The organism is Pseudoalteromonas sp. NSLLW218, assembly GCF_015864775.1.
Lineage (GTDB): Bacteria > Pseudomonadota > Gammaproteobacteria > Enterobacterales > Alteromonadaceae > Pseudoalteromonas.
Genome location: NZ_JADYWO010000002.1, coordinates 282836 through 307336, shown reverse-complemented (window position 1 = coordinate 307336; position 24501 = coordinate 282836). Strand labels below are relative to the sequence as shown.

Sequence of the window (24501 nt, the reverse complement as noted above, 5' to 3'; positions counted from 1 at the left end):
AAGTCATAAACTCAGTAAAGCAAGAGCTATAAAGAGTCTCGCTATACAAATATGTAATGCGGCTTTAAAAGCCGCAAATATTATTTCTCTTCCTGAGCTGTTTCACTGGTTACGTTCCATCCGCCACCAAGCGCTTTGTACAAATTAATTTGGCTTGCAAGATACGCTTGCTGACCCGAAATTAACTGTTGCTGCGCGCCGTACCACGTACGCTGAGCATCAAGTACTTGCAAGTAGCTATCTGCGCCTTTTTCGTAACGCATTTTTGATAAATCAAACGTGATTTGTCGGCTACTTATAAGCATATCAAGCGCACTTAGTTGCTCTTGGTAACCTTCTCTATCAGCAAGTGCATCGGCAACTTCGCGAAACGCATTTTGAATTTTTTGCTGGTACGTTGCCACCGCAATTGCTTGATCGGCTTTAGCCACATCAAGATTTGCTTGGTTACGTCCCATATTAAAAATAGGTAAGCTAATTGTCGGCACAAAACTCCATGTCCCTGAGCCTGAATCAAATAAGCCACTTAAGTCACTTGAAGCAGTGCCGGCATTGGCCGTTAAGCTAATGCTTGGATAAAACGCCGCACGTGCAATGCCAATATTGGCATTTGCAGCAAGCATTAAATGCTCAGCGGCTTTAATATCAGGGCGTTGCGATAGCAAATCAGACGGTAAACCAACTGGCACTTCTGGCATGCTGATCAAATTAGTTAGGTCTTTGTTAGGCAGCAAATCGGCTGAAACAGATTTCCCTACTAATAAATCTAGGGCACTTTTATCACGCTTTAACAAACGCTTATATGTTGCTATATCTACTTTTGCTGTAGCTACTGTGCTTTTAAGCTGTTCAAGGGTAATTGAAGACGTAGCCCCCAAATCAAAGCTTTTTTGCGTAAGCGATAATGACTCTTGCTGAGAGGTTAGCGTTTCTTTTGCAAGCTCTAGCAGTTGTAAGTCCGTCGCGTAACTAAGCCACGCATTTGCAAGCTCAGAAATTAAAGATACCTGCGTACTGTATTGACTAAGCTCTGTAGAGTATAAATTTTGGAGTGCTTGCGCTGATTGGTTGCGCACTTTGCCCCAAATATCTAACTCGTAAGAGGTAATACCTACTGTTGCACTGTACTGCGAGCTAATAGCTGCATCGCCAGTACCCGACAAATCAGCCGGTAAACGCTGGCGCGTACCAGAAGCATTTAAATCAAGTGACGGATACAAAGCAGAATCTTCGATTTGATACAAACCACGAACACGCTGCACATTAAGCACTGCAATTTGCATATCTTTATTATGCTCAAGGCTTTGCGTAATTAACGTTTGTAATTTTTCGTCATTAAAAAAATGCTGCCAATTTAATTGCTGCGCAGCGCTTTGCCCAGTACCTGATGCATAAGCATCAGATACTGGTAAAGCAAGGTCTTTTTGCTCTGGTGCAAGTTGGCAACCACTTAGTACTAATAAAGCAATGGCACTTAGGCTGAATGTTTTAATGCTCATTCTGCACTCTCCTTCGTTGTCTCGTTAGTTTTGCCTGGGAATACACGGCGAACTAACACAAAGAATAACGGTACAAACACAACAACTAATATTGATGATGCAAGTGTGCCACCAATAATCGAAATACCTAGCGCATTTTGGGCGCCAGACCCCGCACTTGAGGCAATCGCCAGTGGAATTACACCACAAATAAATGCCATTGAAGTCATGAGTATTGGTCGTAAACGTAAACGAACAGCAGCAACTGCTGCATCAACTAATCCCAGCCCTTCATCCATTTTATGAATAGCAAACTCTACAATTAATATCGCATTTTTAGACGCTAAACCTATGGTGGTCAACAAGCCCACCTGTAAGTAAATATCGTTAGATAAGCCACCGCCAAGTGCCGCCATAATTGCACCAAATATACCCAATGGCACAATCATCATTACCGCAAACGGTACTGACCAACTTTCATAAAGTGCGGCTAAACACAAAAATACAAATAATAATGACAAACCATATAGTAATGGAGCTTGACCACTACTAGAGCGCTCTTGGAATGAAATACCGGTCCATTCAGACGAAATACCATTAGGTAATTGTTTTACTAAGCGTTCCATTTCATCCATTGCTTGGCCGGTACTGTAACCTGGTGCTGCACTACCTTGAATTTCCATTGCAGAAAAACCATTGTAACGCTCTAAGCGTGGCGAGCCGTATGTCCAATAAGCACTAGCGAACGCTGAAAATGGCACCATATCGCCACTATCATTGCGCACATACCACTTATTTAGATCCTCTGGCACCATGCGCGATTGTGCATCACCTTGCATATACACTTTTTTAACTCGACCACGGTCAATAAAGTCATTCACATAACTACTACCCCACGCAGTGGCAAGCGTACTGTTTATATCACCTTGTGAAACACCAAGCGCTTCAGCTTTTGCCAAATCTGTGTCAAGTTGTAATTCAGGCATATCTTCTTGTCCATTTGGACGTACGCCCGCTAAAATTGGACTTTGGCTTGCTAAACCTAACAACTGGTTTCGTGCAGCTAACAGTGCATCGTGGCCTAAGCCTACACGGTCTTGTAAAAATATATTAAAACCATTTGCAGTACCAAGCTCAACAATGGCCGGTGGCGGAAACGCAAACACAAACGCCTCTTTTATCGTTGAGAAGTACCCCATTGCTTTACCAGCCACACCCTGAACAGATAACTCGTCACGCTGACGCTGATCCCAATGTTTGAGGTTAACAAAACCAATTGCAGCATTTTGACCTGAACCTGCAAAACTAAACCCTGTTACAGTAAAAATACCGTTAACAGCCTCAGATTGCTCATTTAGGTAATGGTTCTCCATTTTTTTAACAACTTCTAAAGTTTGTTGTGTTGTAGAACCTGCAGGCAATGACACTTGGTTAAACAAAATGCCTTGGTCTTCGTCTGGTAAGAATGCTGTTGGTAAGTGCGAAAACACATAAACCATACCACCCACTATCACAGCGTATATAAGTAAGTAACGCTTAGAGTGATTGATCATACGGCTTACAAAGCCTTGTGCGCCGCGATTCGTTTTATCAAAGCCTCGGTTAAATCCAGAGAAAAACTTGCCAATAAACGAGCTGTCGTCGTGAACATGGCTTGGTTTTAATAACGTAGCACACAGTGCTGGTGTCAAAATAAGTGCAACCAATACCGAAAGACCCATCGCCGATACCAGTGTAATAGAGAACTGACGATAAATAATACCGGTAGAGCCACTAAAGAATGCCATTGGGATAAATACCGCAGAAAGCACCATGGCAATGCCTACCAGCGCACCTTTAATTTCATCCATAGATTTACGCGTAGCTTCGAGCGCGGAGAGTTTTTCCTCGGTCATTAAGCGCTCAACATTTTCTACCACAACGATTGCGTCATCTACCAATAAGCCTATCGCAAGTACCATCGCAAACATTGTTAGCGTATTTATTGAATAGCCAAAGGTATATAAAATACCAAATGTACCAAGTAAAACCACAGGCACCGCAATGGTTGGAATAAGTGTTGCCCTAAAGTTTTGCAGAAAAAGGTACATCACCACGAATACTAAAACAACGGCTTCAATTAAGGTGTGAATAACTTTTTCGATAGAGAGCGATACAAATGGTGTTGTGTCGTAAGGTACTACCGCATCTAGCCCTTCAGGAAAAAACGGTTTTAGCTCTTCAATTGCTTTTTTAACGCCTTCAGCTGTATCAAGTGCATTAGCGCCACTGGCTAATTTAATACCTAAGCCTGATGCCGGTTGTCCATCGTAACGAGCAACAACGCGATAGCTTTCGCCGCCAAGCTCTACTCTAGCAACGTCCTCTAGACGTACAAAAGAGCCATCTGGATTAGTTTTAACTAATATTTTTTCAAATTGCTCTGGCGTTTGTAATCGACTTTGCGCCGTTACTGTTGCATTAAGTTGCTGACCATCAACGGCTGGCATACCACCGAGTTGGCCTGCAGATACTTGTGCATTTTGCGCACTAATTGATGCACTAATATCAGCGGGTGTAAGCTTATAGTTTTGTAACTTTGCAGGGTCTAACCAAATACGCATCGCGTACTGAGAACCAAACAGCTGCACTTCACCTACGCCTTCTACGCGCGATACAATATCTTGCACATTTGATGAAACGTAATCACCAATATCAATATTGGTCATGCTGCCATCTTTAGACACAAATGCATAAACCATTAAAAAGTTACGCGCTGATTTTGCAACTACAACACCCTGCCTTTGTACGGCTTCTGGTAAAAGTGGAGTCGCTGTCGCTAGTTTATTTTGCACTTGAACCTGAGCAATATCAGGGTCTGTTTCGGCGCTAAACGAAAGTGTAAGCGTAGCAGAACCACTCGACTCAGACGTAGATGACATATAAAGCAAGCCATCAAGACCTTTCATTTTTTGCTCAATAACTTGCGTTACTGTATCTTCAAGTGTACGAGCAGATGCACCAGGGTACGTTGCTGTAATACTTACTGCAGGCGGTGCAATTGAAGGATACTGCGAAATAGGTAAGCTCCTAATCGCCAAAATACCTGCAAGCATCACTACAATAGCGAGTACCCAAGCAAATATCGGTCTATCGATAAAAAATCGTGACATTAAAACTCTCCGTTATTGTGCTTTATCGGCTTTAGTAGACGATTGAATTTCAGAAGGATTCACTGGTGCACCAGGGCGGATTTTTTGTAAGCCTTCAACAATTAATTTATCGCCATCCATTAGACCATCGGTAACAAGCCAGTCAGAACCTATTGTGCGGTCTACTTTTAAAACACGACTTTCAACTGTATTTTCTTTGCTCACAACCATTGCTGTTGGCTCGCCTTTTGAGTTGCGGCTAACACCACGTTGCGGAGCTAAAATAGCGCCAGCTTTAACACCTTCTACTATAGAGGCACGGGCATACATGCCTGGTAATAATAGTTTTTCTGGATTTGAAAATTTAGCACGTAACGTTACTGAGCCAGTACTTGGATCAACCGTCACTTCGGAGAACTGTAATGTGCCTTTATGAGGATAAACAGAGCCATCTTCCATAATAAGTTCAACATCAGTTTGGCTAGTAGAGTCAACCGTTAGCGCACCTGATGATATTGCTTTTTTAAGTTGGGTAAGCTCATTACTTGATTGTGTTAAATCGATATAAATTGGATCAAGCTGAGTCACTGTAGCAAGTGCAGTACTTTGATTGGCACTGACTAGTGCACCTACTGTTACGCTTGATTTACTAATTTGACCACTAATTGGTGACGACACATGGCTATAATTAAGGTTAATTTGCGCTGACTTTAATTGTGCCTTAGCTGTTAATAATTCAGCGTTTGCTTGCTTGTAAGCAGCATCTGCTTCGTCAAAATCTTGTTGGCTCACGGCTTTGATTTTTAATAATTCACTATAACGCGATGCTTTTGATTTAGAGCTAGCAATGCTTGCCTCTGCACGTGCTACGCTTGCTTCACTTGCTGCTAAGTCGGCTTCAAATGTCGCAGGATCTATTTGATACAGAGCCTGGCCTTGTTTAACCTCTTTACCTTCTACAAATAAACGAGATTGAACAATACCACTTACTTGTGGGCGAATTTCAGCAATTTGAAATGCGCTGATACGACCAGGAAGTTCTTTTTTGAGAGTAAGCGCTTGGCTTTTTAATGTAAGTACACCCACTGGTACAGCTTTAGGAGCTGAAGCTTGTGATTGCTCAGTTGCTTGATCACAACCAGTTAAAGCAACAGAACCGACGAGGGCTGACAATACAAATAAAGCGATGCGGGAACGCTGCATGTTAAATACCTTTTAGTTTAGAGTGAACGATCATTCTAAATTAAAACGCGCTGATAATGAATCTTAATTAGAAGAAATTTACACAAACTTACACTCCCCAGTACAATATACGTCTTAGGTTGCATTTAATGTTAATTAGATGAAAATACAATCAAGACTGTATGAAAATAAAACAACTTAATATCTTGAAATAATATCTCATTTTAGAAACTAAGTTTTTAATAGGCACAAAAAAGCCAAGCAAATACAGCTTGGCTATTTATATAAAGGACTAGTGTCATATCTAGTTTTTTAAAGGGTATTAGCGCTCTGTGGGTTAATAACCCTTGAAACTAACAACTGCTCTACCCTAATCCCTTCTACGTCAACTACTTCAAACTTAAAGCCTGAAAAAGTAAAATGTTCCGCACGTTTAGGTATACGCTTCATGTTATAAATTAAAAATCCAGCTACCGTCTCGTAAAGCATCTGGTCAGGAAATTCTTCTATATCAAGTACTTTTGCTAAATCGGTAATTGGGGTTAAACCATCTACAAGCCATGAATTTTTATCGCGTTCTATGATTAATTCGTCGCCTTGGTGAGTGATTAAATCACCCATAAACCCTTTCATTAAGTCTTTAACGGTAACAATACCCACCGAAAGTGCATATTCGTTTACTACAACAGCAAACGGCTTCGCTGCACTTTTAAACGCGTTTAAAGCTTCAGATAAACTTAATGTTTCGGGTAAGTAAAAAACATCTTTATCAATCAGATCATCGTTTATATTGGCGGCTTCGCCTTTTAGTACTTGTCGTAAAATATCTTTAGATTCAACAGAGCCATGCAACTTATCTAAATTTCCTGACACCACTAAAAAATGATTATGAGGATGGTCAATAATTTTAGTCGCAATATCATGGCTAGATTCATTTAAATCAAAATAGACAATTTGGTCGCGTGGAGTCATAACGCTTGATAAAAATCGCGCTTCTAGGTCAAACACATTGCCAATGAGTTCATACTCTTGCTTTTGCAAACTACCATAAGCAGCACCTGCTTCCATCATGGCAACAATGTCTTCTGTTGTTACATTGTCTTCTCGCTCAGCGGGCACTTTAAACAAACGCAGCACAAAGTTAGTGACGCCATTAAAAAACATCACCAGTGGAGTTAATGCAAAGGTAACCCAGCGCATTATTGTAACCACTCTAACAGCCACGGCTTCAGGCATGATCATCGCTAAACGCTTTGGCATTAAATCGGCGAACAATATAAACAAAGATGTAATAGTAAAAAACGAGAATAAAAAGCTAATTTTTTCTAAATGCGCACCTTGGTAAAATAATACCAACACACTTTCAACATAAGGCGATAAAGCCTGCTCACCCACAATACCACCCAATATCGCTATCGCATTGAGCGCTATTTGGATCATGGCAAAAAAAGCCCCTGGATTTTCTTGTAGCTTTAGTACCGCTGCTGCCTTTATATTCCCTTCATCTGCCATTACTCGCAGTTTTATTTTACGCGACGCTGCAATTGCTATTTCTGACATAGCAAACAACGCACTGATCAAGATCAATAAGCTAATCCCGATTAAATCACCCATTTAATGCTCCAAAAGTTAGGCTTTTTTAAACAAAAAGCAGCTGGATTATAATCTGTTTTTTAAACGCAGCAATTTAAATTTACTAAATATATTTAAACCATTAATTTTCAATTGGTTGAGAGGTAAAAAGGAGATTTAAAGTACTGAAACTTTGCTGAAGGCGACTTTTAATTGAGTAATTAAGGCAGGATCCATATTTATATTACAAGCAAAAAATAATGGAGACTGAGCTGTATTTAGACTAAGTACAGGCTCAAGTAGTTCTAGCTTAGGTTCTGTTTTAACTCGGTAGTTAAATTGCTTTTTATTAAGGACAACAAAATCAAGAATATTGTGACGGGTACTGATAAGTTTGTCTATTTTATCTAGGCTATCGATGAGTAACAAGTTTCTGCTTTCGCTAAATCCTCGCTCAAGTAAATAGTGATGACTAAAATTATCACGCAGTACCGCTATTTTATATTTTTTAGCATCATTGAGAGTATTTAACTTTATACTTCTAGACTTAAGAGCATAAATCGCTGAGTCAAAGCTTTCAAGTTCACCTACCCACTTAAACTTACTTTCTCTATTAGGTAATCGAACAATCGAAAATATACAGGTGTTTTTATCGCGTAGCGCCGCGTTGTAGGATATGGCCCAACTATGGGCAAACATAGTGTAATTTATACCTGTACCTTCTAGCGCTTTATGAACTTTATCAACAGAACGACCAACGAGTTTATTATCTTCATTGAGATACTGAAAGTCCGGAAATACTTCCGTTACTATTGTGATTTCAGTTGCATCAACTTTTATACAGCTAATGAACAACAAAAAGATCAATAATTTCATTCAGCAAGGCCTCAACTAACTCATTATAAGTATTTAATAAATATAGCTGAGGCTTTATGAACTGCTAGTTTTTAGTAGTGTAATGTACATTTATAAGCTGATAGTACTATTACAGCTTACTTGTTCATTGCACTAATTAAGAATGCTGAAATTTTAGCGCCTTCTCTAAGTGTCGTTTCAGAGCTTGATTGTCCAACTAAAGAGCTGTCGGTAAATGGCGCTATTTCCATCATATCAGCACCCGTAATCGGGAACTCATCCGCAATGGCTGATAAAGTATCAAGCGCATGCTGAGGCGTTAAACCATTATGCTCTGGCGTACCGGTGGCAGATGCAAACTCTGCATCAAGCGCATCAATATCAAAGCTTACGTATACTTCATCAACGTTATCGGCTTTTAGCTGTGCGATAGCGTCGGCAGCAACCGCTGCTGCGCCACGCTCAATGATTTCATGTGCCCAATGTTGCTTAACGCCAAAGGTACTTTCCCAGTGCGCTTTAGGCTTGCCACTTGAGCGTATACCAAATTGTATTAAATGATGCGGCGCCGGTAAAAACTCTAATATATGTGTACACCACGAGCCAAAACATAAATCAATACCTAAGCGCTCAACAAGTAAATCGGTATGCGCGTCAAAATGAATAATAGCAGTACGCCTACCTTGCTCACGTTTCGCTTTTAAGTACGCTTTGGTGAGTGGGTAACTAATTGAGTGATCGCCACCAATACCAAATATCCCTTTATCTTTAAACGTTGCGTAAAAACTGTCGCATACATCCTCTGTGATTGATAACGGACTAACGTAATAGTCATTATCTTCATTACCGTATAGGGCTTTTTGGCAATTAGAAATGGTTGCATCATTTAGGTATTTATCATGTAGCAAATGAGGGATTACACGTACATCACCTAAATCAAACGAATGACACTGCGGTTGCTGGTCAATTAATGCTGAGCGCACAAACAGTGGCCCCCAGTTTGCACCGCGTAAAATACCACCGCCACAGTCTGAGCTAATACCTAACATAACCGCTTTATGTGGAGAATTTGGTAATTCATCTAAAGACTCACGCCATAAGTTATCAACGCTTTCAGTTTGCCCGTATAGCTTATTACGCAGCGCAGCTTTACGCTCTTTTGCAGTATTTACTGTGTATACGCCATCACCCGGTGCGCACAAACAGTGCTCAACTTTGTTTTTAAATGCTTCAAATTGTGTGCTCATAATAAACTCCTTCGATTTTTATTCTGTACGTAGCTAATTACTTTTGATTAGTTATGCAAAATCACCAAAAGTGCCTAAACTTCAAATAAATCCCACTTTGCTAAATAACTCTGTGCCTAATATAAATAAACACGTTAGCTTTTACGTGCTTAACAAAAACCTAAGACATTGAATTGATTTAATATTAATGAATATTTACCATGAACTATTTAATTGTAGTTACGCGCTTGTGTGATACTTATTATGTCTGCTTGAACATGTCAACAGCACAATAAGCCTACGTATATAAGCACTTGATTGAATATTCATAGTTGATGAATAAATCAAATTAATCCTTAAAATTATTAGGACTTAATTGGAGAAGTTAAGGTAAAACGGACAATCGTCCTGTACTTGATAAACGTTTCTAGCAATGATGCTAGATTGACAACAAATTATTATAAAAGGCTTAGTTATGGAAAAGGTATTTCACTTAGGACTATGTATTGACGATCTTAAAGGTGCAAAACTTGCGATTGTACCGGGTGACCCAGATCGTGCTGCACGTATTTCACAATTCCTAGACAACCCAACCTGCCTTGCTCAAACTCGCGAGTTTCATGTTTACTTAGGTCAATTAAACGGCCATTCTGTGGTTGTTTGTTCTACGGGTATTGGTGGTCCATCTACGTCGATTGCAGTAGAAGAATTAGCACAACTTGGCGTACGTAAATTTTTACGTATTGGTACAACAGGTGCGATTCAGCCACATATCAACGAAGGCGAAATTTTAATTAGCCAAGCGTCTGTACGTTTAGACGGTGCAAGCCAGCATTTTGCTCCTCTTAGCTACCCTGCTGTGTCTGACTTTTATGCAACACAAGCTATGGTACAAGCATGTAAAAACTTAAATATCGATTTCCATATTGGTATTACTGCATCAAGCGATACATTTTACCCAGGACAAGAGCGTTACGATACGCATTCTGGTTACGTTCCTAAATCACTACAAGGTAGCTGCGAAGAGTGGCAAAAACTGGGCGTAATGAACTACGAAATGGAATCAGCAACGTTATTTACTATGTGTGCTGCCCTTGGCTTACAAGCTGCCTGTGTAGCTGGCGTACTTGTTAACCGTACTCGCCAAGAAATACCAAATGTTGACCATGGTGAAATTGAGCGTAAATCTGTAGCAGTAGTATTAGAAGCAGCTAAAGTGTTGCTTGATTAATATAAGTTCTATTAATTAATGGGCTATTATAACGATAAGAAAATGGCTCAGTAACAAGGCAAAAATTATGAAGTATAGTTGTCTTATATGAATAATTTTTAACGCAGTTAGTGAGTTATTTAATTCGATAGAATGGCACATTTTAATAAAGCACAGCTCTGCCTGTGCTTTATTGTTTTTGAAAGGTTATTTTAGCTGTGCACTAATTACTTCTATTGCCGGCAGGTTGTTAAAACTTGCAAGTACAGCACGTGCTACACCCGCTTGGTTTTCATGGCCTGCGGTTTCTAAAAGTGTAATTGATTTTACCGTACTTTCGTTAAAGCTAAGCCCTGCGATAAATAATTGACTAAGTGCACTTTGCAGTGGCGACAAGCTTGGGCTGTACGCTGCGTTTTCTGCGTAACTTCCGTAAAAATTACCATTTTCAAATGTACTAATTTTTACTGCACTAAAGTTTTTACTATACGGTACGTATGCGTTTAATGCTGTACTTGCTAGCTTCTCATCTAGTTGAGCATTTGCGAATACTTGCTGGTGAGGCTCTGGATTGAACAAGCTAAACGCATTGCCTAAATCAGTCGGCCCGAACGAATGAGGCAATAACTCTGCTAATTTGAAGTGTTGCTCTGGCAATAAAATATCAAACTCTTTAGCATCAGCGAGTTCGTTCATAAACTGGCGACAATACCCACACGGTGCATCGCTAATCGCTATTTTAACTATTTTTTTAGCACCGTTTAACCAGGCGTTATTTATAGCCGATTGCTCTGCATGAACCACTAAACTCAACGCTTGATGATCAAACTCTACATTTGCACCAAAGTAAAAGTTTACCTCATCGTTTTCATCAAGTGCTTTAACTATTGCACCTACATGAAAATCTGATATCGGCGCAACCGCATACTCCGAAGCTAAAGGTACTAAACCTTGTAATAATGCATCATCAGACACATTTAGCTGTGCACATAACTGTTTAATATTATTAGAATTTAATATGCCACGCTGTGATTTTAATTGACTACGTAATGACGCTGTTTGCGCTACGCTTAATGTGATGTGCGAATTTGTAAGTGCTGTATCTTGCTGTACAGTAAAAGTTGCTGAAGCCATAACATTTTTTAATTATTCAATGGCTAAGTAGTTTAAAAGTTTAGGATGCGAAATACCAGCCTATTCAACGCAAAAAAAGGGAGCACATCGCGTGCTCCCTTTAATTTAATTGGTATACCTAACAAAATAATTGATTAGTATACATAACAAAATATTAGCCGGTATTACGCATACCTGCTGCAATACCTGTCATTGTGATCATTAATGCATTATCAATGTCACCTTCGCTGTGTTTTTCCTGTGAGCGAGCACGGCGTAAAAGCTCAACTTGCAATAAGTTAAGTGGATCGGTGTACGGGTTACGTAAACTAATCGACTCTTTAATCCAAGGCTGTTCGGCTAATAAGCTTTTTTGTGGGCTAAGTGATTGCACTAAGCTAATGGCTTCTTGAAGCTCTTTACGAAGTGTTACACCCAGTGGTTTGTACATATCTTCCACCAGCGCATTATCATAATGCTCACTCAACCAACAATCGGCTTTACTAAATACCATTTCTAGCATTTCTAGGCGCGATCTAAAGAACGGCCACTGTAAGCTCATTTCGTTTAGAGTTTCTGCGCCGTATTTATTAAGCGCAGCTTTTAAACCAGTTAACGCACCTAACCATGCTGGAAGCATTAAACGGTTTTGGCTCCAAGCAAAAATCCATGGAATAGCACGCAGGCTTTCAACACCGCCATTAGGATTACGTTTTGCAGGGCGAGAGCCAAGCGGTAGCTTAGACAGTTCAAGCTCAGGTGTTGCCATTCTAAAGTAAGGTACAAAGTTTTCATCATGGCGAACTACATTACGGTAGTGCTCACACGACTCCTCACTTATTAGCTTCATTACTTCGCGCCATTCTGGCTTTGGCTCCGGTGGCGGTAGTAAGTTACTTTGCAAAACTGCGCCTGCGTAAATATTTAAGCTTTGCAGTGCTACATCGGGTAAACCAAATTTAAAGCGAATCATCTCGCCTTGCTCGGTTACACGTAAACCCCCTTTTAAAGAGCCTGGCGGTTGTGAATGCAGTGCTTGTGCAGCGGGTGCACCACCACGACCTACTGTGCCACCACGTCCGTGGAATAAAACAAGCTCAATACCACGTGCATCAGCAAGTTGTACTAGTTTATCCATTGCTTCGTACTGTGCCCAACCTGCTGCCATCATGCCGGCATCTTTAGCTGAATCAGAGTAACCAATCATTACGTTTTGGGTGTTTTTAATGTGCCCGCGATACCAAACATTATCAAGCAATGTGGTAATTACATCACTGCCTGCGTTTAAATCGTCAAGTGTTTCAAAAAGCGGTGCTACTGGTAAATCAAAGCTGCAGCCGCTTTCTTTTAGCAATAGTTGTACCGCTAAAATATCTGACGCTGTGCGCGCCATCGAAATAATATACAAACCAAATGTAGCTTCGTCTTGCTTGGCAATCACATCAAAAGTATCAAGTACTTCTTGTACATCAGGGCTTGGTTGCCAATGCTTTGGAATAAGCGGTCTGCGTGAGTTAAGCTCTGCAAGTAAAAATGCTTGTTTGTCTTGCTCTTGCCATTGGTTATAGTCGCCTAAACCTAAGTAACGCGTTAGCTCAGAAAACACATCGCCGTGGCGAGACGAATCTTGGCGCACATCAAGTTTAGCTAAACGCAAACCAAAGCTATTTATACGGTGCAGTAAATCAAGTAATAAGCCATCCGCAACTACTTTCATATTACACTTTAATAACGATCGATAGCACACTTCAACCGGGTGTTTAAGCTGATTAATATCAGTTATTAAGTCTTGTGAATCGCTGCGCTTATTTTTAATTTTAGCACCTAAGTGCGCCACTGTTTCAGCAACCTGATTTTTAAGCTTTTTGATTACCGCTCTGTATGGTTCAAACTCTTGCCCTGCAAGCTCAATAAGCTCATCACTGGCATCTGACATAGATAATTCAGCGCACAACGTTTTTAAATCTTGAATGTATAAGTTAAGTGCCATCCAACGACCATGATCAAGCACCTCTTTTGTTACCTGCGATGTTACAAATGGATTACCATCACGGTCTCCACCCATCCAAGATGTAAACTCAATTGGGCTGTAATCTATCGGTAACTCTAAGCTTAATTGGTCTTTAACATTGGCTGAAAATTCACGTAAAAAACGCGGTACCGCATGCCAAAGGCTATTTTCTATTACGGCATAGCCCCATTTAGCTTCATCAACAGGTGTTGGACGAGAGCGACGAATATCGTCGGTATGCCACGCTTGGCTAATCAGCTGTTCAATACGATTTAAAATATTGTCACGCTCTTGCACTAAGTTATCTTTTCGCTCTAATGATGCAAGGCAGTCACTTAGTTCAACGTGTTTGTTAATAATAGTACGGCGCGTAACCTCGGTTGGGTGAGCAGTTAGTACTAAATTTATGTGGAGTTTTGAGAGTGTTTCGGCCAAATGATTACTGTCTAGCTGGCCTTGTTCTGCTTTTGTAGCTAACGTTTTTAATGTTTGAGTGAGAGGGTTTTGTTGACCAAGGCCAACGTCATTAAAACGCGAAACGGTATGAAATTGCTCTGCTACATTAGCAAGGTTTAAAAAATGATTAAATGAACGGGCAACCGGTAAAAGCTCTTCGTCACTAAGCGCATGTAAAACTTCTATAAGCGCTTGTCTGTCGTCTTCGTTACCACTGCGAGATGATTTTGATAAAGCTCGAATTTCTTCTACTTTATCTAAAATCGCTTGACCTTGGGCATCTTTAATTGTTTGTCCTAGTAGTTGCCCTAGTAAATTTACATTACCTCGCAAGGCGGCGTATTGTTCACTCATTTATCAGTCTCCATTTTTTCGTAGGACACTATTAATATCATTATGAAGAGATATTTAATAGATCCATTTGCAATGTCTTGTCGTAAAAAAGTATATATAAAATAATCACAAAGCATTCACATGGTCATTTTTTACGATGGTAACTGTCCTCTTTGTAGCACTGAAATGCAGCAACTAAAGCACGCAGATACTAAAAACCTAATTACGCTTGAAGATCTTAACGCGACCGACTTCAGTGAGCGGTACTCGTATATTGATAGAGACAAAGCAATGACTTACCTACAAGCTCAAAAGCAATCAGGTGAAATGATTTACGGGCTTGATGTAACTTACGAGGCATGGAAAATAGTGGGTAAACACGGCTGGTTGAAAATTTTTCGCTTGCCAATAATTAGCTTTTTCGCTGACTGTGGATATGTGTTATTTGCAAAATACAGACATTCCCTTAGTAAAATTTTAATGCCAAACACAACATGTTCTAATGGGCAATGCAGTTTAAAAAATAAGGGCAGAAGATGAAAACCATTGTTTTATTTGGCGCTAGTAGTGCGATTGCAAAAGCGTATGTTGAGCACTTAAATAACCATGCATCACAATTTAAGGTTCTGTGTGTCAGCTCAAGTGAATACAGCAGCGCCCCTACAAATACTGAGTACTTTAGCACCGACTACAGCGCTCAAAGCCTGGCTATTTTTACCCAGCACTTAAAAGACACTCAAGCTGAATTACATCAAGTTATTATATTCAATGGTAAACTTCATAACACTCAGCACATGCCCGAAAAAAAGTTAGAAGATTTAAACGCTGATTATTTTAACGAGTTACTGAATGCTAATACACTCACGCCATTATTGTGTTTACAGAGCATATTGCCTCTATTAACCCACAAAACGCAGTGTACTATTACAGCATTAAGTGCGCGCGTAGGTAGCATAAACGACAATGAATTAGGTGGCTGGTATACTTATCGCGCATCTAAAGCAGCGCTTAACATGCTATTTAAAACGGCGGCTATTGAATTAGCTCGTCGTGCTAAAAACACAAAACTCATTTTGTTTCATCCAGGCACCACCGATACCGAACTCTCAAAGCCTTTTCAAAAAAACGTACCTGCAGGTAAGTTATTTACGCCTGAATTTGTAGCTGGGCAACTTTTTGAATTAACAAACAACAACCCTGATTTAAAACTAAACGGTGAACCTGCTTATTTAGACTGGCAAGGTTCAACCATACCGTGGTAAGGATTTTTAATGCATTTTACTAAAGCGCGAATAGACGCACTTGAAAAACATACCCGTACTCACTTAATCAACTCTCTTTCGGGTTTTAAAAGCGCTAACTTAATTGGTACACAAGACTTACTTGGCAATACTAACTTGTCGATTGTCAGCTCCGTTATTCACCTTGGGGCTAACCCACCGTTAGTTGCAATGATAATGCGTCCTCATAGTGTGCCGCGTCATACGTTTGAAAATATTTTACAAACGGGCACTTACACCATTAATCAAGTGAATAAGTCGATTTATAAACAAGCTCATCAAACCTCAGCCCGTTACGATAAAGACGAATCTGAGTTTGATGCTACAGGCTTAACGCCTGAATACTTAAACGACTTTGCAGCCCCTTTTGTAAAAGAAAGCCGCTTAAAGTACTCGGTTAAATTTGTAGAAAACCAACATTTAGCCATCAATGGAACTGAGCTCGTTATTGGCGAAATTATGGATGTTTTTGTTGATAAAGCCGCGCTGCAAAGCGACGGTTTCCTAGATTTACAAGCAATAGAAACAGTGGCAGTAACTGGGCTTGATAGCTACCACACAAGTAATAAACTCACGCGTTTACCTTACGCTAAAAAATAATATGACCTTTTAAGAGGCTATAAACTACTAGCCTCTTATCGCATAACATTGAATTTTACCTTGGTATTAATCACACTAGTTAAAAATCCAAGGAGAAAAACATGACTACCATCGGTATTGGTACACAATCTAGCGAGCAAGCGTTGGCAAGCTTAAGCAATATGACGCACACGCTAACCCCTATTGCAGCTGACGAACATTTAGAGCGCATAGCCAAGGCGCAAGCGTATATGCTAGCTAACAACATAGATGCAATTTATTTAAACGCTGGCACCAACCTAACCTACTTTACAGGTATGAAATGGTACGCGAGCGAGCGCATGGTTGGCGCGATATTACCCGCCCTTGGTGAAGTACAATACATTGCACCTTATTTCGAAATTGGTTCACTAAACGGGTTTAAAGTAATAGATGGGCCTATTCATGGGTGGCAAGAGCACGAAAATCCTTATGCACTTTTTGTCGAAGTATTAAAAAAGTTAAACATTAATGAAAACGCAACCATTGGCATTGATGAAAGCGCACAGTTTTTTATATTCGACGGCATTAATAAAGCGCAAACGGGTTTAACCCTCATAAACGCCCAACCTGTAACGGCGCATTGTCGTATGCATAAGTCAGTTCATGAGCTTAGCTTAATGCAGCGCGCGATGGACATGACCTTGGCCGTACATCAAGCCACAGCAAGCATGCTTTATGAGGGAATAACCACCACCGAAGTAGAAGCCTTTATTAAGCAAGCACATCAAAAAGTAGGCGCGCCAGGTAACTATTTTTGCATTGTTTTATTTGGTGTTGCAACGTCTTTTCCGCACGGTGTTAAAGACGCCCAAATACTTAAAAAAGGCGATATGGTACTAATTGATACCGGCTGTAAAGTACACGATTACTTATCAGATATAACCCGTACCTATGTATTTGGCGAACCAACAATGCGCCAGCGTATGTTTTGGGATCATGAAAAAGCAGCGCAAATGGCGGCATTTAATGCAGCTAAAATCGGTGCCATCTGCGAAGACGTAGATGCGGGCGCCCGTAACTATTTAGCGGCGCAAGGGCTAGGTCCGCAGTACCAAACACCGGGTTGCCCACATCGAACTGGCCATGGCATTGGGCTAGACATTCATGAATGGCCATACTTAGTTGGCGGTGATAAAACCCCACTTGCCACAGGCATGTGCTTTAGTAACGAGCCAATGTTAGTTATACCCGATGAATTTGGCATACGTTTAGAAGATCATTTTTACATGACCGACAACGGCCCTCATTGGTTTACCGAGCCTAGCCATAGCATTGACGACCCATTTGGGCTTAACGCCTAAAACTGATTACCTTCAAGAGCAGCTGTTTAGCTGCTCTTTTTAGTTTGGTATTGATAAAGCTAAATTAATCCCAATATCCTTTTTTATACTTAGTTATAAGCAATCCTCAAAAGGATAAATATGAAAAACTTTAAAATTGATATCGTTTCAGACGTAATGTGCCCTTGGTGTGTAGTGGGTTATAAAAACCTAGAAACTGCACTAGAGCAACTCAAAGACGAAATGAGCGCAGATATTACGTGGCATCCTTTTGAACTAAACCCAGATATGCCAATTGAAGGTCAGGATTTAAACGAACATTTGATGCAAAAGTACAACCTAAGTGAAGAGCAAGGCGACGAAAATCGTAAAAACATGTTCGAAGCCGGTCAGCGTGCTGGGTTTACCTTTAATTTTGATGGCAAACGCATCATGATCAACAGCTTTGATTTGCATCGTTTATTAATGTGGGCACGTGAAGAAGGTAAACAAACCGAGTTAAAACTCGCCTTTTTTGAAGCGCACTTCACTGATTTAAAATACTTAAATCAAGAAGAAGCACTGCTCGACGTTGTTGAAAAAGTAGGTCTTGATAAAGAAACTGCGCGCGGTATCCTACATTCAGACAAATACGTACAAGACGTACGCCAAGAGCAAGACAACTTTAAACAAATGGGTATTACGTCAGTACCTACGTTTATCATAAACGATAAGTATGCACTTACTGGCGGACAACCAAGCGACTCATTCATTCAAGCACTAAAACAAATTAGTGAAGAAGAAGCTAAGCAAGACGCTTAATACACAAATATAGTTTAAAATTAAGAAAGGCTGCACATTGCAGCCTTTCTTGTTTATTCATCAGTTCAAAAACAATACAAATTTATTATTTACCTTGAATCTCTTTTGGTGTCATTATAGAAACGACATCTAACAAATCGATAATAATACCTATAAAGGGATTTATAATGAAATATATAATTACAACTTTGACGTCACTGTTTCTTTTAACCGCATGTTCGACAACACATCTACCTGATAGCCCTAACTCTACACTGATAATGCCCAGTCCTGCGGAGTATCCAATTAAAAGTGTCCGTGAAAAAATTGAAGGTAGTGTGACAATGTCTTTTGATGTAGATACATCTGGTAAGCCAGTTAATATTAAAGTGATTAAAGCTGAGCCTGTGAAAATTTTTGATAAAGCAGCGATTCGCTCTCTTTCTAAATGGCGTTACGCACCTAAAGTAGTTAATGGTATTGCGGTAGTTGATGAAGACTTAGAAATGACTATAGATTTTAATTTGGCAAAATAATAACTAACTAAAACTAAAAAAAGCTGCACATTGCAGCCTTTTTCTATACAGCGAAGGTTACTTCTTTACTTAAAAATAAACTAAGTACGATAAAGCACTTTAATTACATGCCAGCCAAATTTTGTTTTAACTAGGTGTGGCTCTAAAATTTCGCCTTTAAATGCAACCTTATCGAACTGTGGTAGATATTAAGCAAGACAGGCACCTATTTTTAACAAGCAAAACTATCCTAATTAAAGTGGGTGCCACGTTAATTTTTCATGAACCTACTTAACCTTAAAAGAGTTAGCACAATCAATATATTTATTTGCCACTTTAAACAATTGAGTATGTTCAGAGCTTGTCATCTCTAAGAGTAACTTTAACATTTTTTTGTCCTTAGCACTTGTAGCAACAAATATTGGGCTTTCTATAAATCTCCGTTTTGAAAATAAGGATATGTCGTTACTTAGCAAATACCTGACACCTTCATAGTTTGAACGATAAACAGCCATATCAAGCAAAACATCCCCATATTTATGAAGGATATTACTTTTTTCAAATTCCATTTCATTATTCATCAGTCTCTTCAATACCTTACTCGGGAAATCATACTCTCTCATAAGTTCATGCCCCAATTCTCGTCGGGCAAGTTCACCGACCTCACTCAAGTCAGCCGTTTGAACCATCTCTGCATACTTTGAGCAAGACCAGACATTATTTGCACACAGTAAAAGTATTGGGACAATATATTTTACTAATCGTATGTTACCGAGGGATATAATCAACCTTTACTCCTGTAATTCTGTGGTATTTGAACTGATGTTTTACTGGTATACAGGTGGGCGCAGACAAGCCTAATAAATCACCGGCCAAGTGTCCTATCCATCCAGAAGGATTTGTAACAACTGTGGCTGAAGTTCCTAAGGCAATAAACTAAGATGACACCCATCCTAATTCTTAGTTCGTCAAAGTGTAAGTTTAGGATAGGTGATGAAATAGACGCTTGCTAAGACGCGTCAATTATTAAACAGTTTAAATAAACTAAGTACGATAAAGTACTTTGATTACATGCCAGCCAAATTTCGTTTTAACTAGGTGGGGCTCTAAAATTGCGCCTTTAAATGCAATTTTGTCAAACTGTGGGACCATTTGTCCGCGTCTAAATTCACCTAAGTCACCGCCTTTTTTACCCGATGGGCATGACGAATACTTTTTAGCTAAGGTCTGAAACTTCGCACCTTTACCTAATTGCTTAATAATATCTTCTGCAATTTCTTTGTGCTTAACCAAAATGTGAAGTGCATGTGCTGTGTTTGCCATGAAAAAAGCCTTTTATACCGTTAGCTAAAATTAAACGCGGCGATTTTAACACAACCTCATAAGCCTAGCATCTACTTATACTGCAGTGTATTAACGCCTAATTTATAAATAATGTTTAGCATCATCTGGGTTGGGAATTCTGCAATACTGATATTTTCCAAATAAGGTATAGCGGTTTAAAGCAACCCTATCGTATAGCCAATTATTAAACCTATTTGGCAAAATACTAAATACGTTTGCTAGCTTATATGGGTAACCTAGCTGCTTAACAACATTAAAAAAAGCATGGCTTTGGGTAAATGCTTTACCATTTTCAACAAGCACCATTGAGGCATATTCAGTTGTTGAAAAACCAAAATGCGTTAACAACAGTTCTCCTTTTGGAGATTGCACGCTGCATAATTTAAAAATAGTATTAGTGTCGTGAGTAATAATAAAGTTACACCACGCGCTGCACAGCTTACACTGCGCATCGAATAATATAATTTTTTGATTACGCATTAATGTCGCTGCATCATCGCTCATAACACCTCCTTAATTAAGTACTTTACTGCTGCACCGGCTTTTTTTGTAACTTGCGCTGCAAAGTACGCCTATGCATATTAAGTTGCCTTGCGGTTAGCGACACATTGCCATTATTACTGTGCAGTACTTGTTGAATATGCTCCCACTCTAAGCGCTCTGGCGACATAACTGCATCATCAATAGCACTCGATGCCGTTGCCACAGGCTCGGTGTTAAGCGCTTTTAATAATGTTGCCATATCAACCGGCTTAGTAAGGTAGTCGTTTGCGCCCAAACGCATTGCCTCTACTGCGGTTGCTATACTTGCAAACCCAGTTAGTAAAACAATATGTGCTTGGGGGAGCAAACTACGTAATGGCTTTATTAATGCCAAGCCATTGTCATCGCCTAGTTTCATATCTAGCAATACAAAGTCAGGTAAGTGCTGGCGGGCTATAAGTAATGCATCACTTTGATTATGCCCCACCTCGCAGGTAAAGCCCTGTTTAGTTAAGCGCCTTGCTAGTGTGCTGGCTAAATTTATATCGTCTTCAATTATAAGTAACTTCATGAGGCGTTATTCTCAGTGTTTACAATAGCGAGTTTAACTTTGGCAACAGCGCCGCCATCTGCATGGTTAAACAAGGTAAGTGAGCCATTTAAACGCTCAAAAGTAACATTTGATAAAAGCACAGCAAGCCCCATTCCTTGATCGCTTGGCATAAGTTGCCCGCCCAGATCAGCTAATTGCGATGACGAAAAGCCACAGCCAAAATCACGAATTAGCAAGTAAACGCATTCACTATGTAAGTTATCTTGCTGCCAACTCAGCTCTAACTGGGTTTTATCTTGTTTTTGATTAGCGAGCGCGGCGTTTTGCAATAAATTTAAAATAGCAGGCAATAACATGGCATCACTCAATAGCGTTGCAGCAATAGGTGGCGTAATCCATTTAATGTGCTGATCAGGGTATTGCAGTAAAAGTGTGTCGGTAATTTGTGTTTGCAGTTGCTTTACCGTTGTATGCTCTTGTGAATTTTTAAGGCGTAACTGCTCTGAGAGGTTTCTAAAGTCGTTAAGCTGTGTACTGCACTGAGTAAGCGGCGCTTGCATGTGCTTAACAATAGGATTGTTTGGTTGCTCTTCTAATAACTCTTCAAACAGTAACTGTAAATTTGCAATTGGGGTCGCTAGTTGATGAGTTATTTGTGCTGCGGCCCCATCAAGGGTAACAAGCTGTTCATTACGTAATTGCTTTTCTCGCACATTTGCAATAATTCGCTCTCGCTCTTTAAGTGCTCTGCTCATTGCGCCAATAACAAGTGCAATTACACTGGCACTTAAAACAAAATTAACCCACATGCCAATAAAGTGACCACTCATATTCATTTGATGCATACTGTGATCGGGCATCTTTATCAATAAAAAACTGTATGCGGCAATGGCTAACACTGCAATATAAGCTAATCCTTTTTCTCGCAGCGTAACAGCAGCTATCATTATTGGGAGTAATAACAACGATACAAATGCATTAGTTGCACCGCCACTTAGTGAGAGCAATACCGTTAAAAATAACACATCAGCAGTTAACTGCATTAACATACCCAAGGGCTTAGCTTGGCTTACGTTACGATAAGCAAACAGGCTAATAAGCTGAAACACAGCCTCAACGGCAATGACAATCAGCAAAGGCAGTAATGCAATCTGATGTTCTAGTAAAAAATAAACGCTAAGCACAGCAATTAATTGCACGGCAATTGCGCCGCTACGCAGCATTAATAGTCGACTAATGGTGGGGTCTGTACGCATTAACAAGAGGTAATTGCCCAATCAAATGTTTAATAAGGTTATTTTAACGGTTATATGATTTTTAATCATCATCCATCGAAATTGAAAACGGTGCACAAGGCGTTCCTTGATGAAACACCATTTTCCATTGTTCGTTAGTTTGACGCCAAAGCGACATACGCAATGAATAATTAAATTCACTGCGAGCAGAGCGCCTGTAAGCAGCTTGATAACTAAGTTGCACTACATCATCGCTCAGCATTCGGCCCTTAAAATGCTGATTATAAAACTGTGGCACAACCTCGGTAGGTAAGCGGGTAAGTACTTGGTATTTATTAAATGTAGTGCCGTTGGCTGCAATTTCGATAAATTCATCATCGAGTAAAGCATCTAGTGCGCGCTCAGATTGGCGAATCTCTGGGTCTAGTAACTGGCGCTCAGCGTCAATCAAATGATTAAACAACGACACTTTTATTTTGCTGCTCATAACCTTCCCTATTGTTTATAAACTTGCCCGGCTTTCATAACAAATTGCACGTTTTTAAGTACGTCGATATTTTTAAGCGGTGAGCCATTCACACTGATAATATCTGCTTGCTTACCAACACTCAAGTCGCCAATGAGTGCGCTTTGCCCCAGTAGTTTAGCTGCATGTATGGTTGCTGACTTAATAGCTTGGCCTTCGCTCATACCATTGTTTACCATTAAACTAAATTCGTTAGCATTAAGCCCATGACGCGACACACCTGAGTCTGTTCCAAAGGCTATATTAACCTTGTTTTTCAGTGCAAGTTTGAACGAAGCCTGCATTTTTGGAGTCACTTCACGCACTTTGTTGGCTATTGCCGGTGGCATATTTGGATTTGTAAGCACCTCTTCGCTTACCGTTGCACCCGCTAAAAGCGTCGGTACTAAATAAGCTCCCGTTTTTTTAAATAACTTTATTGCCTCTTTATCTAAATAAGAGCCATGCTCAATAGAATCTACACCGGCTTTTAAGGCCGCTTTTATACCTTGTGTACCGTGCGCATGCGCTGTAACTTTACGCCCTAAGTGGTGAGCAGTATCAACAATTGCAATCAGCTCTGCATCTGTAAGTTGTTGGTTAACCCCTGCGGCGGTATTACTCAATACTCCGCCTGTGGCAGTAATTTTAATTACATCAGCGCCACTTTTTATTACCTCGCGTACCGCACGGCTACAATCATCCGCGCCATTACAAATACCAATCCCACCTGTAACCGCATCTGTAATATCTTTTCGATAACCGTGCATATCTGCGTGTCCACCGGTAGGCGATATTGTATTACCCGCTGCAAAAATACGAGGGCCGTTAATATCATTTCTCTCGATAGCGCGTTTTAGCGGAAATATAACTTTATGATCGCTACCTAAATCTCGCACTGATGTAAAACCCGCATCGAGCGTACGTTGCAAATATTTAATTGAGCGCAAAGCATAATCGGCATCATATTCTGTTGCCCAGCGGTGAGGGTTTGCTTTAGCATCTCGCTCAAACGTAACGTGAACATGCATATCAATAAGACCAGGCATTACAAATTGATTTTTAAGATTGATAATATCGGCATCAGATAGGTTAAGTTCTGCTTTTGTGAGGTAGCCGTCTTTAATGGCTGTTATTGTATTATCTGTTATGACTAACGTTTGCTCTGTTTTTACTTTTTGATCCTCGGATGCAAGTAAGCTGCCCGCATAAATAATTTTATGCTGTTGAGCAAAAGCCCCATTTGCAATTAATGCCAGCGCTATTGAAGTGAATGTTGTTATTAGTGTTGTTTTCATACTTGCTCCTTTTTTATACTAGCATTACCTTAAATAACCC

At 40.0% G+C, this 24501-nt stretch carries 22 protein-coding genes and 1 pseudogene; 7 read left to right on the top strand and 16 right to left on the bottom strand.

The features are described 5' to 3' along the window. Window positions 1-80: 80 nt before the first annotated feature. The 6 genes from I6E80_RS04110 to I6E80_RS04085 form a co-directional block, all read right to left on the bottom strand. Window positions 81-1499, bottom strand: coding sequence for an efflux transporter outer membrane subunit (locus tag I6E80_RS04110; RefSeq protein WP_197184871.1), 1419 nt, complete (start codon window positions 1497-1499; stop codon window positions 81-83). Then, a complete protein-coding gene (locus I6E80_RS04105) occupies window positions 1496-4630 on the bottom strand; it encodes an efflux RND transporter permease subunit (RefSeq protein ID WP_197184870.1) in 3135 nt (1044 codons plus the stop codon). The genes I6E80_RS04110 and I6E80_RS04105 overlap by 4 nt, the downstream gene beginning before the upstream one ends. Window positions 4631-4642: 12 nt before the next feature. Beyond that, window positions 4643-5812 carry an efflux RND transporter periplasmic adaptor subunit gene (locus I6E80_RS04100; protein WP_024600519.1) on the bottom strand — a complete coding sequence of 390 codons (1170 nt, stop codon included), beginning with the start codon at window positions 5810-5812 and terminating at the stop codon, window positions 4643-4645. 291 nt (window positions 5813-6103) lie between these two features. Beyond that, the gene (locus I6E80_RS04095) at window positions 6104-7405 is read right to left on the bottom strand and encodes a hemolysin family protein (RefSeq protein WP_024600520.1); all 1302 of its coding nucleotides are present in this window, start codon (window positions 7403-7405) and stop codon (window positions 6104-6106) included. A gap of 135 nt (window positions 7406-7540) precedes the next feature. Further along, on the bottom strand, window positions 7541-8239 hold the full coding sequence (locus I6E80_RS04090) for an ABC transporter substrate-binding protein (protein ID WP_076925675.1): 699 nt from the start codon (window positions 8237-8239) through the stop codon (window positions 7541-7543). A 116-nt stretch (window positions 8240-8355) separates the two neighbouring features. Next, the gene (locus I6E80_RS04085; RefSeq protein ID WP_197184869.1) at window positions 8356-9465 is read right to left on the bottom strand and encodes an arginase family protein; all 1110 of its coding nucleotides are present in this window, start codon (window positions 9463-9465) and stop codon (window positions 8356-8358) included. A 454-nt stretch (window positions 9466-9919) separates the two neighbouring features. On the opposite strand from I6E80_RS04085, the gene udp reads away from it, so the two are divergent. Then, a complete protein-coding gene (udp, locus tag I6E80_RS04080) occupies window positions 9920-10675 on the top strand; it encodes a uridine phosphorylase (RefSeq protein ID WP_007582384.1) in 756 nt (251 codons plus the stop codon). A gap of 186 nt (window positions 10676-10861) precedes the next feature. On the opposite strand, the gene cdd is transcribed toward udp, so the two are convergent. Further along, complete coding sequence (cdd, locus tag I6E80_RS04075) at window positions 10862-11788, bottom strand: cytidine deaminase (RefSeq protein WP_197184868.1); 927 nt, start codon at window positions 11786-11788, stop codon at window positions 10862-10864. Between the two features lie 154 nt (window positions 11789-11942). Further along, the gene (gene ppc, locus I6E80_RS04070; protein WP_076925679.1) at window positions 11943-14588 is read right to left on the bottom strand and encodes a phosphoenolpyruvate carboxylase; all 2646 of its coding nucleotides are present in this window, start codon (window positions 14586-14588) and stop codon (window positions 11943-11945) included. A gap of 120 nt (window positions 14589-14708) precedes the next feature. Between ppc and I6E80_RS04065 the strand changes: the two genes are divergently transcribed. From I6E80_RS04065 to I6E80_RS04040, 6 genes are all read left to right on the top strand, one after another. Beyond that, window positions 14709-15107: a thiol-disulfide oxidoreductase DCC family protein gene (locus tag I6E80_RS04065; RefSeq protein ID WP_197184867.1), complete on the top strand. Its 399-nt coding sequence runs from the start codon at window positions 14709-14711 to the stop codon at window positions 15105-15107. Beyond that, the gene (locus tag I6E80_RS04060; RefSeq protein WP_197184866.1) at window positions 15104-15829 is read left to right on the top strand and encodes an SDR family oxidoreductase; all 726 of its coding nucleotides are present in this window, start codon (window positions 15104-15106) and stop codon (window positions 15827-15829) included. Before I6E80_RS04065 ends, I6E80_RS04060 begins: the two co-directional genes overlap by 4 nt. 9 nt (window positions 15830-15838) lie before the next feature. After that, on the top strand, window positions 15839-16447 hold the full coding sequence (locus tag I6E80_RS04055) for a flavin reductase family protein (protein ID WP_024605704.1): 609 nt from the start codon (window positions 15839-15841) through the stop codon (window positions 16445-16447). Between the two features lie 101 nt (window positions 16448-16548). Next, window positions 16549-17769 (top strand): Xaa-Pro peptidase family protein, encoded by a 1221-nt coding sequence (locus tag I6E80_RS04050; RefSeq protein ID WP_197184865.1) that lies wholly within the window; start codon window positions 16549-16551, stop codon window positions 17767-17769. A 120-nt stretch (window positions 17770-17889) separates the two neighbouring features. Further along, a complete protein-coding gene (locus I6E80_RS04045) occupies window positions 17890-18549 on the top strand; it encodes a DsbA family oxidoreductase (RefSeq protein ID WP_008134379.1) in 660 nt (219 codons plus the stop codon). A gap of 167 nt (window positions 18550-18716) precedes the next feature. Further along, the gene (locus I6E80_RS04040) at window positions 18717-19064 is read left to right on the top strand and encodes an energy transducer TonB (protein WP_039488466.1); all 348 of its coding nucleotides are present in this window, start codon (window positions 18717-18719) and stop codon (window positions 19062-19064) included. A gap of 80 nt (window positions 19065-19144) precedes the next feature. On the opposite strand, the pseudogene I6E80_RS04035 reads toward I6E80_RS04040, so the two are convergent. From I6E80_RS04035 to I6E80_RS04000, 8 genes and pseudogenes are all read right to left on the bottom strand, one after another. Beyond that, window positions 19145-19249, bottom strand: a pseudogene (locus I6E80_RS04035) (peptidylprolyl isomerase); the annotation flags it as partial. Window positions 19250-19330: 81 nt separating this feature from the next. After that, a complete protein-coding gene (locus tag I6E80_RS04030; RefSeq protein WP_197184864.1) occupies window positions 19331-19732 on the bottom strand; it encodes an ankyrin repeat domain-containing protein in 402 nt (133 codons plus the stop codon). A gap of 355 nt (window positions 19733-20087) precedes the next feature. Then, window positions 20088-20366 carry a peptidylprolyl isomerase gene (locus I6E80_RS04025; RefSeq protein WP_002959014.1) on the bottom strand — a complete coding sequence of 93 codons (279 nt, stop codon included), beginning with the start codon at window positions 20364-20366 and terminating at the stop codon, window positions 20088-20090. Between the two features lie 102 nt (window positions 20367-20468). Next, window positions 20469-20891, bottom strand: a complete 423-nt coding sequence (locus I6E80_RS04020) for a thiol-disulfide oxidoreductase DCC family protein (RefSeq protein WP_197184863.1) — start codon at window positions 20889-20891, stop codon at window positions 20469-20471. Window positions 20892-20913: 22 nt separating this feature from the next. Continuing rightward, window positions 20914-21441, bottom strand: a complete 528-nt coding sequence (locus tag I6E80_RS04015) for a response regulator transcription factor (protein ID WP_197184862.1) — start codon at window positions 21439-21441, stop codon at window positions 20914-20916. Then, window positions 21438-22679, bottom strand: coding sequence for a HAMP domain-containing histidine kinase (locus I6E80_RS04010; protein ID WP_197184960.1), 1242 nt, complete (start codon window positions 22677-22679; stop codon window positions 21438-21440). Before I6E80_RS04010 ends, I6E80_RS04015 begins: the two co-directional genes overlap by 4 nt. A 61-nt stretch (window positions 22680-22740) precedes the next feature. Then, the gene (locus I6E80_RS04005) at window positions 22741-23145 is read right to left on the bottom strand and encodes a DUF4440 domain-containing protein (RefSeq protein ID WP_024600535.1); all 405 of its coding nucleotides are present in this window, start codon (window positions 23143-23145) and stop codon (window positions 22741-22743) included. Window positions 23146-23153: 8 nt separating this feature from the next. Then, entirely contained in the window at window positions 23154-24461 is a 1308-nt protein-coding gene (locus tag I6E80_RS04000; protein WP_197184861.1) for an amidohydrolase family protein, read from the bottom strand. Window positions 24462-24501 lie beyond the last annotated feature (40 nt).

What these genes read in the sequence shown, in the direction of transcription:
- I6E80_RS04000 (WP_197184861.1), bottom strand. Translation starts at nt 24,461, where the DNA reads ATGAAAACAACACTAATAACAACATTCACTTCAATAGCGCTGGCATTA.
- I6E80_RS04050 (WP_197184865.1), top strand. Translation starts at nt 16,549, where the DNA reads ATGACTACCATCGGTATTGGTACACAATCTAGCGAGCAAGCGTTGGCA.
- I6E80_RS04085 (WP_197184869.1), bottom strand. Translation starts at nt 9,465, where the DNA reads ATGAGCACACAATTTGAAGCATTTAAAAACAAAGTTGAGCACTGTTTG.
- I6E80_RS04090 (WP_076925675.1), bottom strand. Translation starts at nt 8,239, where the DNA reads ATGAAATTATTGATCTTTTTGTTGTTCATTAGCTGTATAAAAGTTGAT.
- I6E80_RS04065 (WP_197184867.1), top strand. Translation starts at nt 14,709, where the DNA reads ATGGTCATTTTTTACGATGGTAACTGTCCTCTTTGTAGCACTGAAATG.
- I6E80_RS04040 (WP_039488466.1), top strand. Translation starts at nt 18,717, where the DNA reads ATGAAATATATAATTACAACTTTGACGTCACTGTTTCTTTTAACCGCA.
- I6E80_RS04010 (WP_197184960.1), bottom strand. Translation starts at nt 22,679, where the DNA reads ATGCGTACAGACCCCACCATTAGTCGACTATTAATGCTGCGTAGCGGC.
- I6E80_RS04095 (WP_024600520.1), bottom strand. Translation starts at nt 7,405, where the DNA reads ATGGGTGATTTAATCGGGATTAGCTTATTGATCTTGATCAGTGCGTTG.
- I6E80_RS04100 (WP_024600519.1), bottom strand. Translation starts at nt 5,812, where the DNA reads ATGCAGCGTTCCCGCATCGCTTTATTTGTATTGTCAGCCCTCGTCGGT.
- ppc (WP_076925679.1), bottom strand. Translation starts at nt 14,588, where the DNA reads ATGAGTGAACAATACGCCGCCTTGCGAGGTAATGTAAATTTACTAGGG.
- I6E80_RS04025 (WP_002959014.1), bottom strand. Translation starts at nt 20,366, where the DNA reads ATGGCAAACACAGCACATGCACTTCACATTTTGGTTAAGCACAAAGAA.
- I6E80_RS04055 (WP_024605704.1), top strand. Translation starts at nt 15,839, where the DNA reads ATGCATTTTACTAAAGCGCGAATAGACGCACTTGAAAAACATACCCGT.
- cdd (WP_197184868.1), bottom strand. Translation starts at nt 11,788, where the DNA reads ATGGCTTCAGCAACTTTTACTGTACAGCAAGATACAGCACTTACAAAT.
- I6E80_RS04005 (WP_024600535.1), bottom strand. Translation starts at nt 23,145, where the DNA reads ATGAGCAGCAAAATAAAAGTGTCGTTGTTTAATCATTTGATTGACGCT.
- I6E80_RS04015 (WP_197184862.1), bottom strand. Translation starts at nt 21,441, where the DNA reads ATGAAGTTACTTATAATTGAAGACGATATAAATTTAGCCAGCACACTA.
- udp (WP_007582384.1), top strand. Translation starts at nt 9,920, where the DNA reads ATGGAAAAGGTATTTCACTTAGGACTATGTATTGACGATCTTAAAGGT.
- I6E80_RS04110 (WP_197184871.1), bottom strand. Translation starts at nt 1,499, where the DNA reads ATGAGCATTAAAACATTCAGCCTAAGTGCCATTGCTTTATTAGTACTA.
- I6E80_RS04105 (WP_197184870.1), bottom strand. Translation starts at nt 4,630, where the DNA reads ATGTCACGATTTTTTATCGATAGACCGATATTTGCTTGGGTACTCGCT.
- I6E80_RS04060 (WP_197184866.1), top strand. Translation starts at nt 15,104, where the DNA reads ATGAAAACCATTGTTTTATTTGGCGCTAGTAGTGCGATTGCAAAAGCG.
- I6E80_RS04030 (WP_197184864.1), bottom strand. Translation starts at nt 19,732, where the DNA reads ATGGTTCAAACGGCTGACTTGAGTGAGGTCGGTGAACTTGCCCGACGA.
- I6E80_RS04020 (WP_197184863.1), bottom strand. Translation starts at nt 20,891, where the DNA reads ATGAGCGATGATGCAGCGACATTAATGCGTAATCAAAAAATTATATTA.
- I6E80_RS04045 (WP_008134379.1), top strand. Translation starts at nt 17,890, where the DNA reads ATGAAAAACTTTAAAATTGATATCGTTTCAGACGTAATGTGCCCTTGG.